Annotated in this window: 11 protein-coding genes; 4 read left to right on the top strand and 7 right to left on the bottom strand. The window is 51.7% G+C overall.

What is annotated here, in order from left to right; translation table 11 throughout:
* A partial coding sequence (locus VFS25_RS07235; RefSeq protein WP_326461458.1) for a murein hydrolase activator EnvC family protein occupies positions 1–1,167 on the top strand: 1,167 nt, incomplete at its 5' end.
* Positions 1,168–1,172: 5 nt separating this feature from the next.
* Here VFS25_RS07235 and bshA read toward each other — a convergent pair.
* Positions 1,173–2,315 (bottom strand): N-acetyl-alpha-D-glucosaminyl L-malate synthase BshA, encoded by a 1,143-nt coding sequence (gene bshA / locus VFS25_RS07230; protein WP_326461457.1) that lies wholly within the window; start codon positions 2,313–2,315, stop codon positions 1,173–1,175.
* A gap of 156 nt (positions 2,316–2,471) precedes the next feature.
* On the opposite strand from bshA, the gene VFS25_RS07225 reads away from it, so the two are divergent.
* Together VFS25_RS07225 and VFS25_RS07220 are read left to right on the top strand one after the other, a co-directional pair.
* Positions 2,472–3,854, top strand: coding sequence for a M20/M25/M40 family metallo-hydrolase (locus VFS25_RS07225; protein WP_326461456.1), 1,383 nt, complete (start codon positions 2,472–2,474; stop codon positions 3,852–3,854).
* A 23-nt stretch (positions 3,855–3,877) separates the two neighbouring features.
* On the top strand, positions 3,878–4,276 hold the full coding sequence (locus VFS25_RS07220) for a hypothetical protein (RefSeq protein ID WP_326461455.1): 399 nt from the start codon (positions 3,878–3,880) through the stop codon (positions 4,274–4,276).
* Positions 4,277–4,326: 50 nt separating this feature from the next.
* On the opposite strand, the gene VFS25_RS07215 is transcribed toward VFS25_RS07220, so the two are convergent.
* From VFS25_RS07215 to VFS25_RS07195, 5 genes are all read right to left on the bottom strand, one after another.
* Positions 4,327–5,034, bottom strand: coding sequence for an SAM-dependent methyltransferase (locus VFS25_RS07215; protein WP_326461454.1), 708 nt, complete (start codon positions 5,032–5,034; stop codon positions 4,327–4,329).
* Complete coding sequence (locus tag VFS25_RS07210) at positions 5,034–5,798, bottom strand: EI24 domain-containing protein (RefSeq protein ID WP_326461453.1); 765 nt, start codon at positions 5,796–5,798, stop codon at positions 5,034–5,036. The genes VFS25_RS07215 and VFS25_RS07210 overlap by 1 nt, the downstream gene beginning before the upstream one ends.
* A gap of 160 nt (positions 5,799–5,958) precedes the next feature.
* Entirely contained in the window at positions 5,959–6,978 is a 1,020-nt protein-coding gene (locus VFS25_RS07205) for a PorP/SprF family type IX secretion system membrane protein (RefSeq protein ID WP_326461452.1), read from the bottom strand.
* 111 nt (positions 6,979–7,089) lie between these two features.
* Complete coding sequence (gene upp, locus VFS25_RS07200; protein ID WP_326461451.1) at positions 7,090–7,743, bottom strand: uracil phosphoribosyltransferase; 654 nt, start codon at positions 7,741–7,743, stop codon at positions 7,090–7,092.
* A 417-nt stretch (positions 7,744–8,160) separates the two neighbouring features.
* Complete coding sequence (locus VFS25_RS07195; RefSeq protein WP_326461450.1) at positions 8,161–10,035, bottom strand: YfbK domain-containing protein; 1,875 nt, start codon at positions 10,033–10,035, stop codon at positions 8,161–8,163.
* Between the two features lie 79 nt (positions 10,036–10,114).
* Here VFS25_RS07195 and VFS25_RS07190 point away from each other — a divergent pair, with 79 nt between their 5' ends.
* Positions 10,115–11,206: an anhydro-N-acetylmuramic acid kinase gene (locus VFS25_RS07190; protein WP_326461449.1), complete on the top strand. Its 1,092-nt coding sequence runs from the start codon at positions 10,115–10,117 to the stop codon at positions 11,204–11,206.
* Here the strand turns inward: VFS25_RS07190 and ade are convergent.
* The coding region (ade, locus tag VFS25_RS07185) for an adenine deaminase (RefSeq protein WP_326461448.1) at positions 11,192–12,658 on the bottom strand (1,467 nt) is incomplete at its 5' end. The two genes, VFS25_RS07190 and ade, sit on opposite strands and share 15 nt — an antisense overlap.

Here is a 12,658-nt window from a genome sequence, read left to right as displayed (position 1 = left end):
AATGAAGAGATCAATTTTATTAACGGGGACATTAACAGCGCGTACCGCGATATAAAAACCCTGCAAAAAGACCTGGACACCCTGAAGGCCCAGTATGCGCAGCTGGTGGTGTATGCTTATAAGAACCGCAGCACCTATGACATGATCAACTTCGTATTCTCTGCCCAAAGCTTTAACGACGCTATCCGCAGGTATGCTTACCTGAAACAATACCGGGAGTACCGGCACCGGCAGGCTACCAATATCGTGGAAACGCAGGAGCTGCTGAACCGCAAAATAGAAAACCTGCGATCGCAGAAGGAAAAGCGGGCCGATGCGCTCAAAACCGAAAAGGACGAACGCCAAACGCTGGAGAAGGACAGGAAGGAGCAGGATGAAGTAGTAAATAAGCTGAAAGGACGCGAGAAAGAGCTGGTGGCAGATATTAACAAGCGCAAAAAAGACGCACAGAATGTGCAGGCCGCCATACAGGCGGTAATACGCCGTGAAATTGAAGAAGAGCGCCGCAAAGCAGAAGCGGAAGAGGTAGCGCGCCGTAAGGCCCTTGAAGAAAAACGCCGGCGTGACGAAGCCGCGCGTAAAGCCGCTGCCGCTGCTGCTGCAGCCAACAAGACGGCCGCCAATAACAATAATAACGTAGCAACGGCGCCACCGCCGCCGGAAAAAGAAACGCCCGCACCGGAAACACCCGCGCCGGCGCCCACCCGCAGCGCTAATGTGCTGGAGGCTACCCCCGAAGCCCTGGCCCTGTCAGAAGGCTTTGAAAATAACCGCGGCAAGCTGCCCTGGCCTGTCAGCAACGGTAATATTATCGGGCATTTTGGCCGGCAGCATCATGCGGTGCTGGAAAGGATTAATGTGGAGAATGACGGTATTATTATCGCCACCTCCAAAGGCGCCGCGGTAAAAACCATTTTTGAAGGTGAGGTAAGAAGGGTAATGGTAATACCGGGCAGCGGTTACGTGGTAATGATCCGCCACGGGCAGTATTTTACCAACTATGTGCGCCTGCAAAGCGTAACCGTAAAAACCGGCGATAAGGTAAGAACCGGCCAGATGATAGGTACAGCCAGCACCAATGATATAGAGAACCAGGGTGAAGTAGAGCTGCAGATCTACAAGGGAGTAGTAAAGCAGAACCCTGAGTACTGGATCATGAAGCGGTAGGCGTTCTAATAGCTTATTGCAGCTGTATTTTCCCGCACCCTTTCATATAACGCTTCATACTGCGGTACAATATTATTAATGTGAAAGCGCTGCGCCTGTTCCAGCGCGCCTTTGCGAAGGGCAGCCAGCTGCTGGTCGTCGGTAAGCAAATCAATGGCGTGGCGGGCCATGCCGGCTACGTCGCCTACAGGAGAAAGAAAACCGGTTTTGCCGTGCAGGTTCACTTCCGGCAAGCCGCCCGCGTTGGACGACAGCACCGGTACCTCAGAAGCCATGGCCTCCAGGGCTGCTAACCCGAAACTTTCATATTCAGAAGGCAGTACAAACAGGTCGCTGATAGACATAATGTCCTCCAGCTGCTCCTGCTTGCCAACAAAACGGATGTCGTCGCACAAATGCAGGTCGCGGCACATACATTCAATGGTAGGCCGGTCAGGGCCATCGCCCACCAGCAGCAGTTTGGCCGGTACCTCTTTACGCACCTGCTGAAACACTTTTATCACATCGGGCACCCGCTTTACTTTACGGAAATTAGACACATGCAGCAGCACCTTTTCGCCGTTGGGCGCAACGGCCTGGCGGAAATGCGGCAGCGACCGGCGTTTGAAGCGTTCAATATCTACAAAGTTGTAGATCACCTCAATATCTTTCTCTATCTGGAACGACTTATAGGTTTCTTCGCGCAGGTTGCTAGACACAGCGGTAATGGCATCCGACTCATTAATGGAAAAGGCCACCACCGGCGCATAGGTTTTATCTTTCCCCACCAGCGTAATATCTGTACCATGCAAGGTAGTAATAAAAGGCACCACACGGCCCTGCTTACCTACGATCTGCTTGGCCAGGTATGCAGTGCTGGCGTGCGGTATGGCGTAGTGCACATGCAGCAGGTCCAGCTGCTGGTTCATGATTACATCTACCATGGTGCTGCTCAGCGCCGACTCATAGGGTGGAAAATCAAACAGGGGATAGGTAGGCACCTGTACTTCGTGGTAATATATGTTTGCGTGAAAAGCGTTAAGGCGTACCGGTTGCTGGTAGGTAATGAAATGTACCATATGCCCCTTATCTGCCAGTGCTTTACCCAGCTCTGTTGCCAATACACCACTACCCCCGTAGGTAGGATAACATACTATTCCTATACGCATGGAATTACATTTTTTTGAAGCAGAAAGCTCAAAAATGCCGGTCGCATTCTGCCCCGCTAAGGTACTTTACAAAATTCATTTGCCCTTTACCACTCAGCCATTTATTTGTAATAACAGATCGAATTAGTTAGTTTTAGCAGAAAAATCTGCCTGTTTATGCTACGTTTACTGTTACCGGTATCACTGGCTATTTCCGTGTCTGTGGCGCATGCCCAAACTTCTCCCGACGATTCTGTGACATTACGCAAGCTGGCCAATGAAGTGTTAACACACAGCACTGCCTATGCAAATTTAAAGGTACTTACCAAAACCATAGGCGGCCGCCTGGCCGGTTCCCCGCAAATGCCCAGGGCCGAGCAGTGGGGCCTTAAAGCGTTGAAGGCAGCAGGGGCAGATACCGTGTACCTGCAGGAGTGCATGGTGCCGCATTGGGTGCGCGGCGAGCAGGAGGAAGTGCGCATTATTTCAAAGCGCCGCGATTTTGTGCCTCCCCTGCAGGTGCTGGCGCTGGGCAACTCTGTTGCCAGCGACTCTTCGGGGGTAACAGCGCCGGTGCTGGAAGTAGGCTCGTTTGACGAGCTGGAAGCCAGGAAGAAGGAGGTAAAAGGCAAGATCGTATTTTATAACTACCATTTTAACCCTACGTTCATTAAAACATTTCATGCCTATGGCGATGCCGTACGTTACCGCGTAAATGGCGCCAGCCGCGCTGCGAAATACGGCGCGCTGGCAGTAATTGTAAGGTCTATGTCGCACGGGGCCAATAACTTCCCGCACACAGGCGCTATGCGTTATGATGAGGCCTATCCCAAAATACCGGCAGTAGCCATTGGCCTGGAAGATGCGGACCGCTTAAGCGACCGCCTGAAGGACGATAAGGACATGCAAATTTACCTGCACACCAGCCCGAAGTTCCTGCCCGATACCATTGGCCATAATGTGATTGCAGAGCTGCGCGGCACAGAGCATCCTGAAGAGGTGATTACCGTTGGCGGCCATCTTGATTCCTGGGATGTGAATGAAGGCGCGCACGATGATGGCACCGGCTGTGTGCAATCCATAGAAATCATACGCGCTTTCAAAGCGCTGGGTATACGCCCCAAACGCACCATCCGCATTGTGCTGTTTGCCAATGAGGAAAACGGCACCCGCGGCGCGCGCAAATACGCAGAGGCAGCAAAGGCTGCCGCCAATGAGCGCCATATTTTTGCGCTGGAAAGCGATGCAGGCGGTTTTACACCCCGTGGTTTTGCCCTGAGCATGCCGGCTGAAAAAAGAGCGAAGATATTAAGCTGGAAACCCCTGTTTAAGCCCTATGGCCTGTGCGATTTTGATGAAGTAGGCGGCGGTACGGATGTAGGCGAGCTGAATGAAGCGCTGGGCACCCCTATGGGCGAGCTGTCACCTGACTCACAGCGTTACTTTGACCTGCACCATGCGGCCAATGATGTATTTGAAGCAGTGAACAAACGGGAGATGGAGTTGGGCGCTGTGGGCATGGCCGGGCTGGTGTACCTGATAGATAAATATGGGTTATAGGAGAATTATTTAAACCTCAAACTATGCGCAGATTTGTACTTATGATAGTGGGCATTATAGTGCTGGTTATAGCCGTGTTTATTGCCTATCGTTATTACTTTGTATTTGGCCGTGGGGTAAAGGCCGGAGAGCTGAATTTTTTTGTGCAGAAGGGGTATGTTTTTAAAACCTATGAAGGCCGGCTGATACAAACCGGTTACCGTTCAAAGCAGCCAGGCTCCTTACAGTCAAATGAATTTGAGTTTTCTGTGGTAGATGAAAAAGTAGCGCAGCAACTGATGACCAGCAGCGGCAAGTTTGTGCAGCTGCATTATAAAGAGTACCTGGGCGCCATTCCCTGGCGGGGCTTCAGCAACTTTATTGTAGACAGTATTGTAAATATTACCAGCATTGGTAATGACCAGCAGTTTCCGCCGAATTAAGGCCGCAAAGCAGTTGTAGCGCCGGTTATACCGGCTGCAGCAGCTGATCCCTAACCCGCCATCAGTAAAAATATGGCCGGCCGCTTGTGCAGCTCCGGCAGGGCGGCTTTCCACTCCCGGATGGTTTTGGTATGAATAAATTCTTCCGGCCCGGTAATGTCGGCGGCAATGCACAATTGCGTTTGTTCCTTACAGTTAGCCAGTATATCTTTCAGCAGGGCATTATTCCGGTAAGGGGTTTCAATAAATATCTGGGTCTGGTGCTTATTCCTGGAAAGGGTTTCCAGCTCGCGGATGGCTTTAATACGCTCCGGCGGCTTTACGGGCAGGTAGCCGGTGAACTGGAAATGCTGACCATTCATGCCGGACGCCATCAATGCCAGCAGGATAGAATTGGGGCCTACCAGCGGTATAACCGCTGCGTTCAGCTGGTGCGCCACCTGTACTACCAGGTGCCCGGGATCGGCTATGGCGGGGCATCCTGCTTCACTCATAATACCAATATCATTTCCTTCCAGCAGTATTTTTTTTGCCAGCGCAGTATCGGGCGGGTGGTTTTCATGCATCAGGTGCAGCTGCAGGGCATCAATATTAATATTACGGTCCAGCGCTTTCAGGAAGCGGCGGGCCGTACGCTCATTCTCCACAAAAAAGAACCGTAACGGTTGTACGGCCGCAGTAACATAAGGAGGAATGGTGTGCAGGGCCTCCGGGCTCAATACAGTGGGTATCAGGTACACTTTGCCGGGCGTGCTCATTACAACAGGCGTTTATCTTGTAAATGAATAGTAGCGGCTATTACGGCATAGGAAGGCGCCAGGGCCCATCCGATAAACGGAATGAACATGAACAGGTAAAACACGGTGCCGTTGCCCAGGGCCATGCCGCGGTGCTCTTTTATAAAAGCAATGCTTTGGCGCATATTCATCCGGTGCCGTTCGCAGCTGTAATCCATCATGGAAAAGCCATAAAAATAAGCCTCTACAAAAAAGCCCACCAGCGGGGTTATCCAGCCCAGTATGGGAATAAAGGAAAGCAGGAACAGCAGCGCCAGGCAAATGGTTTGGTACACCATGTTGCGGAACGACATTTTGATACCGCGTACCATATCTTTCAGAAACTCACGTATATTAAAGGGAAACTCGCGGTATTGCAGTATGGCCTCTGTTTTCTCCGACAGGTAAGCAAATAGCGGGGAGCCCAGTATCAGGAAAAGATATTTAAAATAGGAGAAATACAGCAGCAGCAAAATCATGCGTATGCAAAACGCCAGCAGTATAAAAACAAAGCTTACCCAGCTGCTTTCCAGGTCCTGTATCCATACGCGGAGGGGCAGCAGTCCAAACAGGTACTCCACAAACTCCCCTGAATAGCTCCATACAAAATAGATACCTGCTATAAACAAAAGACAGTAAATGATGCCAGGCAACAATATCCATTTCCACAGCTTGTTATGGATAATGAATTGATGGGCCTTTCCGTATGATTGTATGGCAGCTAAAACTTCTCTGAATGAAAACAAGGCGTCCCGCTTTTTAGTTTGACAGAATGAAAATTGCCGTAAATAACTAAAAATCAACGGAACGAATGCAAAAATATTTTAGCCATCAGCTATTAATCATTCGCTTTTAGAGAGTTATTGCACGAAAATTTTTCCGGCGCCGGATGATCAGCAGCGGGTATTAAAACTTCGGACACAAGGTTTTGTACTTGCTGTTTTCATTGGAACGGTGTACGTAAATTACGGATATTTCCATACCGCCCCGGTAGTTGGAGGCCGGTTTCAGGGAAGATACGTTCAGGTCATAGGTAAGGCCTACGGTAAAGCCGGCAATCTCTAACCCAACATAAGGGTTAATTGCGTCTTTTAAGCGGTACCAGCTGCCCAGGTAAAACATGGTAGGATTATCTTCCGGCACACCGCTGAGGTTAAAGCCGTATGCTGCGCCAAAAGAGGTTTCAGAGGCGGTGCTTTGTTTCATATACAGCGCGCTGGCGTGTATGCGGTTATAGCCATTCACCGGGAAAGAGCCGCCGCCGTGTATGGTATACCGGTAGCTGAGGCGGTTATTATCCTGGCTCATAAAGGTTTCTGTAGGCTGGGTAATGTGATAGTAGGAAGCGCCCAGGTAAATATTGGAGGCTTCGCCTACCAGGCCGTTGTATAATATGCCTACGTTAGGATCAAAATAAGATATTTTGGGATTGGTAAGAAACTCGTTGCTGGGCAGGCCGGGATTATACCCGTTGTTATCTATCTGGTTCTCAAACATCAGCTTACTCTGGTCTACCCGTTTTTGCATCCATGCGCCCTGCAGGCCAATGGCCAGGGTATGGTTACCTTCGGGGTCCAGGCCTTTGTGATAGGAGGTGCTGATAGCAATGTAGTTAGATACCAGCGCGCCGCCGCCTGTTTTATCGTACAGCGCCATAATGCCAACGCCCCATATATCTGTATATGAAATTACATTCTTTAATATGCTAAAGTCGGCAGAGAGCGTACCGGTAATATACGGGGTGGCAATGCTCCTCCATTGTGAGCGGTAGTTGCCGGCAATGCGATAGTCACCGGAAAACAGGCCCGTAAAGGCCGGGTTCAGGGTTAACGGCGAAGCAAAGAACTGCGAAAAATGCGGGTCCTGTGCCTTGCTTGCAGGGATCAAATAGAGAATAATGGTTAATATTAGTAATGCCTTTTTCATAAAGGTTAATGCATTATGGTATAGGATAGGATAAAAACAGTTCACTTTTACCGATGTAAGGTACGAAAAGTGCTTAATATTTCAAATTTAATTCATATAATATATAACGTGCTACTGCTGCAATTTGTTACCAAAGGCAAGGTCGCCGGCATCGCCCAGGCCGGGAACAATGTAGCCTTTGGCGGTCAGTTCGTCGTCAATATCCCCTGCCCATATGCTGAGGTTGGAGCTGGTATGCCGTTGAACATATTCTATACCTATGGTGCAGGCAATGGCCACTACCAGGTGAATGTGGCTGGGCTTACCGATATACTCCAGGTGCTCAATGGTTTTTACCAGGGAAGCGCCGGTGGCCAGCATAGGATCGGAAAGAATAACCACCTGCCCTTCTATGGAGGGGCTTGATACATATTCCAGGCTTATATCAAAACTACCGTCTGTTTTATGCTTACGGTAGGCGGAAATAAAGGCATGATCGGCTTTATCAAAGTAATGTAGCAGTCCCTGGTGCAGCGCTAACCCTGCGCGCAGAATGGTGGCCAGCACCGGCTGCTGCTTTAACACGCGGCAGTTGGCAATGCCCAGGGGCGTTTGCACCTCTTTTTCTTCATACTCCAGTGTTTTACTGATCTCATAAGCAGCTACCTCGCCCAGGCGCTCCATATTCCGGCGAAAGCGCATACGGTCTGTTTGTACTTCTGTGCTTCTGATCTCGCTCAGCCATTCTCCTACCAGCGAATTGGTTTCACTCAGATTGATAATCATTACTAGCCGTTTGGGGGGCAAAATACCAAAAAACACAGGAACAGAGAAAGGAAAAGGTTTTTTTAACATGAAAATGGAACAAGGCGGCTATGGTGAAAATTACAAGACAGTCAACAGGTATAATATTTAATTTATTTATATGGGTAATAGGGGTAGGTGAATGTGGGGATTTATGTAGGGGGGAGTAGTTGCGCAGCAATGGCGCAGCAATAGCTCCCTAGGGAAAACCCCGTTTTTCCGCAGTTGGGCAGCAATGGCGGAGCAACTGAACCAGGATAATATGCCGGTTTACCCGGTTAACCGTGCAAGCCCGATCAAGGGCCGGCTAAAAATATTTCCGTAACGGATGCTTTTTAGCCGGCCCTGGTAATGTATACGGCTGAGGGGGATGAACTGCTATGGATGAAAGGCCGGCTGTTATTCCCGGGCAACCTGGCTGCCGGGCTGCAGCAGGGCGGCTTTTTTTACCAGCTGGACAAATTCGGCGCGGTAGCCTTCGGGGTCATCGCCTTTGGCATCCTTAGCCAGCGCCAGCACCTGGCTGTAGCTGGCCTGCCCTTTATGGGCCGAGTTGCGCAGCAGCTGCCCGAATTCGGCTACTGCAGCGCACATACGAAAATCAACAGGCGCCGTGGTAATATCCTGCAACTGGTAGGGCAGCACCCGTGTCATTAACCGGCTTTGGCTATCGGCCGGCCTTTTATAGCGCAGCTTTACCGTAAGCACCTCATTGGCAGGGCTGCTCACAACCGTGCGTTGCTGGTACTTCAGCGGGTCTACCCGGTTAGCGGCAGTTGCCTTACTGCCTGCCGGCACAATCTCGTACAGGGCGGTTACCGTATGTCCCGCGCCCATATCGCCCGCATCTTTTTTATCATTATTAAAATCTTCGTTCTGCAGCAGGCGGTTTTCGTACCCTACTAACCGGTACGATTGTACGTATCGGGGATTAAACTCTACCTGCAGCTTTACATCTTTGGCAATGGTGAACAGGGTACCGCCAAATTCTGTTACAAAGGTGCGGCGGGCTTCTTCAAAATTGTCGATGTAAGCATAGTTGCCGTTGCCTTTGTCGGCCAGCAGCTCCAGCTTATTGTCTTTATAGTTGCCCATGCCAAAACCCAGTACAGACAGGGAAATGCCTTTATCGCGCTCCTTTTCAATTATGCGCTGCAGCGCTCCGTCGCTGGAAGGGCCTACGTTAAAATCCCCGTCAGTAGCAATGATCACGCGGTTGTTACCTGCTTTCATAAAATTTTCGGCGGCGGTTTTATAGGCCAGCAAAATGCCTTCGCCGCCGGCAGTAGAACCGCCGGCCTGCAGCTGGTCAAGCGCATCCAGTATGCGGGTTTTTTCATTGCCCGGTGTGGCCGGCAGCACCAGGCCTGCGGCGCCGGCATATACGGCAATGGCTACTTTATCTGCAGGGCGCAGCTGCCGCACTAGTGTTTTCAACGCCTGTTTTACCAGCGGCAGCTTATTTGGTTCGTTCATTGAACCGGAAACATCTACCAGGAACACCAGGTTGGAAGGAGGAATTTTATCTGCCGCAACGGTGCTGCCTTTGAGGCCAATGCGCACCAGCTGGTGCCGTGTGTTCCAGGGGCATAGAGCCATATCCGTATAAATGGCAACAGGATCGGTGCCTGTGGGGGCTTTGTACTGGTAATCAAAGTAATTGATCATTTCCTCCACGCGCACCGCATCTGCCGGCGGCAGCGCGCCGTTGTTCAGGAAACGGCGGATGTTACTGTACGCAGCACGGTCTACATCAATGGAAAAAGTGCTGAGCGGCTGGTTGGTAACGGCATGAAAATCATTTTCGTTAATGGGGCTGTAGTCTTCGGTGTTATAATCCCCATAAGCGCCGGGCGACGGCGGCGCGTACATCATGACCGGTGCGGCTTCTGCGGCTGCAACAAACCCGTAGGAGCGCTGCATGACTTTTTCAGCTTCCTTTTTTACCGGCGCCGTAGCGTCGTTCAGGGTTAGCTGCGCCGGCTGCAGCAGGATGACGATGTTGCGGGTAGCTGCTTTTACCAGCACTTCCTGGGTATGATAGCGGCTGTGGCGCAGCTGCAGCACCACTGGTCCTGCGGGAATGGTAAGCCGGAAATCGCCCTGGTGGCCGGTGCGGGTCGCCTGCGCGCCACCCTTTACCAGCACAATAACCCCCGGAAGGGTTGCGCGGTTGCCGGCATCCAGCACGGTACCTTTGATTTCACGGGTTTGCGCATTGGCTATCAGCGTTGTAAAGCAGGCCAGCAGCAACAGGGAAAAATATTTTTGCATAGTGATTTTGTTTTGATCTGCAAAGAGGATGCAGGAAGAAGGTTAAATTCCATATTATCTTTGGGAAAATTTTTTCAGCATGGTATACAACGTTATTGGCATTATGTCGGGAAGCTCGCTGGATGGGCTGGATATTGCATTTGTGGAGCTAACGGAGGTGCGCGGCAAATGGGAGTACAAGATACAGGCGGCCGACTGCCTGCCCTACGAAGCGGAATGGGTGGAGCGGCTGACCGGCGCTATTAGCCTGCCCGCGGGGGAATACCTGCTGCTGCACAGCCGTTATGGTCATTATATAGGGGAGCAGGTAAAGGCGTTTATTGCGCGGCATGCGCTGGAACATAAAGTACATTTTATTGCCTCTCACGGGCATACCACCTTTCATATGCCGGCGCAGCAAATGACAGCGCAGCTGGGAGATGGCGCTGCCATTGCAGCGGTAACCGGCCTGCCGGTGATCAGCGATCTGCGGGCCATGGATGTGGCCCTGGGCGGGCAGGGCGCGCCTATAGTGCCTATTGGCGAACAGCTGTTGCTGCCGGGGTACCAGTACTGGCTGAACCTGGGGGGCATTGCCAACATATCCGCCAACCTGGAAACCGGCTTTACCGCGTTTGATATTTGCCCGGCCAACCGTGTGCTCAACGCCCTGGCCGGGGAGCTGGGCCGCGCCTATGACGAGAATGGCATGCTGGCGGCCGGCGGCGTTACAGATAAACATTTGCTGAACGCGTTAAATGAGCTGCCTTATTATACACAGCCCTGGCCTAAATCCCTGGCTAATGACTTTGGTACCGATACCGTGCTGCCGCTTATCCGGAACACCCGCATATCTGTGCAGGGCAAGCTGAATACCTATGTAAAACATATAGCCGTGCAGGTAGCCAACGCCGTGGCGCAGCTGCAAAAACAGCAGCCCCCTGCCGCAGCGCAGCAAATGCTGATCACCGGCGGCGGCGCTTTTAACGGGTTCCTGCTGCTGGAAATACAGGAGCAGCTGCAGCCTTATAATGTAACCGTAGTGGTGCCCGATGAGCAGACGGTGAGCTACAAGGAGGCGCTGATTATGGCGCTGATAGGCACTTTGCGCTGGCGGCAGGAGGCGAATGTATTATCATCTGTTACCGGTGCGCAGCGGGATAGCGTGGGTGGTGCGCTATGGCAGGGGTGAGGTAAACTTAAACGCATCCCCATCAAACAACCCTTTATCACTTAGCTTTAAATGCGGTATTACCAGCAGCGCCATGAATGATAATGTCATGAAAGGCGCGGCCAGCGGGCTACCCAGGGCCTTGGCCGCTTTGTCAAGCGTGCTGTAACGGGCCGCTACCTCATAGCCGTCCAGGTGGCTCATAAGGCCGGCTACAGGCAGGGGCAGCACATCTATTTCCATACCATTTACTACACTAATGCCGCCTTTTTCATGGATCACCGCATTTACCGCGGCACAAATGCTGTCATCATCTGCCCCTACCGCAATAATATTGTGGCTGTCGTGCGCTACGGATGATGCAATGGCGCCTTTGGTAAAACCGAAGTTGCGGATAAAGCCCAGGGCTACCGGGGCCGGGAAGTAGCGGTTTACCACGGCCAGTTTCAGCACATCCTGCGAAGGATCGCTGTGCAGCGCGCCGTTATTAATAGGCAGGGTAGCGGTAATGTTGTTGGTGATCAGCTGCCCGTCCAGCGCTTCAATTACGTTTACGGTAACAGCGGCGCCTTCTGCACCGGTAGCGGGTATACGAAAGCTGCCAGGCTGCTGCGGATGGCAGTTGAAATTATTGATAATGCCGGAGGTGGTTGGTGCTATCAGCGTTTTACCGTTTTCCGCCACCTGTATGCCGTTAACATAGGTGGCCAGTATTGCAAAATCAGTAGTGTTGTTCACAACAACCAGGTCTGCAGGGTCGCCTTCGCGCAGCAGGCCAACATCCATTTTATAATGCAGCACCGGGTTTACACATGCGGCGCGCAGCACTTTAAACAGGTTGATGCCCTTTGCAAGCGCCCGTTTTACCAGCACGTTAATATGTCCTTCCACCAGGCTGTCGGGGTGCTTATCGTCACTGCAGAACATTATTTTTTCCGGGTGATCATGCAGCAGGGGTATGAGCGCATCAAAATTTTTGGCGGCGCTGCCTTCCCGTATCAGTATATGCATGCCATACTGCAGCTTGTCCTGCGCTTCCTCCAGTGTAAAACATTCGTGGTCGGTGCTGATGCCTGCATCAATGTACTGTTTGGCGGCTGTGCCCCGCAGGCCGGGAGCATGGCCGTCAACCGGCTTGCCGGCTTTATGGGCGGCGTCGATTTTTTCCATTACATCGGGCTGCTGCTGCAGTACGCCGGGGAAGTTCATCATTTCAGAGAGGTAGCGGATCCCGGGGTTTTCGAGCAGGTGCTTTACATCCTGTACGCTTACAACAGCGCCGGCGGTTTCAAACGGGGTAGCCGGCACGCAGGAGGGAGCGCCAAAGTTGCATTTGAACGGCGTGTGCCGGCAGTTGGCAATCATATAATTTACGCCTGCCACGCCCAGCACATTGGCTATTTCGTGCGGGTCGGAAATAGTGCCTACCGTGCCATGCACCACGGCCAGGCGGGCAAATTCCGCGGGGGTAAG

The organism is Chitinophaga sp. (assembly GCF_035761305.1).
In the GTDB taxonomy this organism is placed as follows: Bacteria; Bacteroidota; Bacteroidia; order Chitinophagales; family Chitinophagaceae; genus Chitinophaga.
The sequence above is the reverse complement of the archived record's forward strand: the minus strand, read 5'-3'. Positions and strand labels throughout refer to the sequence as shown.

Excerpts from the sequence above, each read along its gene's own strand:
- VFS25_RS07190 (WP_326461449.1), top strand. The coding sequence starts at position 10,115 with ATGGTATACAACGTTATTGGCATTATGTCGGGAAGCTCGCTGGATGGG.
- VFS25_RS07220 (WP_326461455.1), top strand. The coding sequence starts at position 3,878 with ATGCGCAGATTTGTACTTATGATAGTGGGCATTATAGTGCTGGTTATA.
- VFS25_RS07215 (WP_326461454.1), bottom strand. The coding sequence starts at position 5,034 with ATGAGCACGCCCGGCAAAGTGTACCTGATACCCACTGTATTGAGCCCG.
- VFS25_RS07195 (WP_326461450.1), bottom strand. The coding sequence starts at position 10,035 with ATGCAAAAATATTTTTCCCTGTTGCTGCTGGCCTGCTTTACAACGCTG.
- VFS25_RS07205 (WP_326461452.1), bottom strand. The coding sequence starts at position 6,978 with ATGAAAAAGGCATTACTAATATTAACCATTATTCTCTATTTGATCCCT.
- VFS25_RS07225 (WP_326461456.1), top strand. The coding sequence starts at position 2,472 with ATGCTACGTTTACTGTTACCGGTATCACTGGCTATTTCCGTGTCTGTG.
- bshA (WP_326461457.1), bottom strand. The coding sequence starts at position 2,315 with ATGCGTATAGGAATAGTATGTTATCCTACCTACGGGGGTAGTGGTGTA.
- upp (WP_326461451.1), bottom strand. The coding sequence starts at position 7,743 with ATGATTATCAATCTGAGTGAAACCAATTCGCTGGTAGGAGAATGGCTG.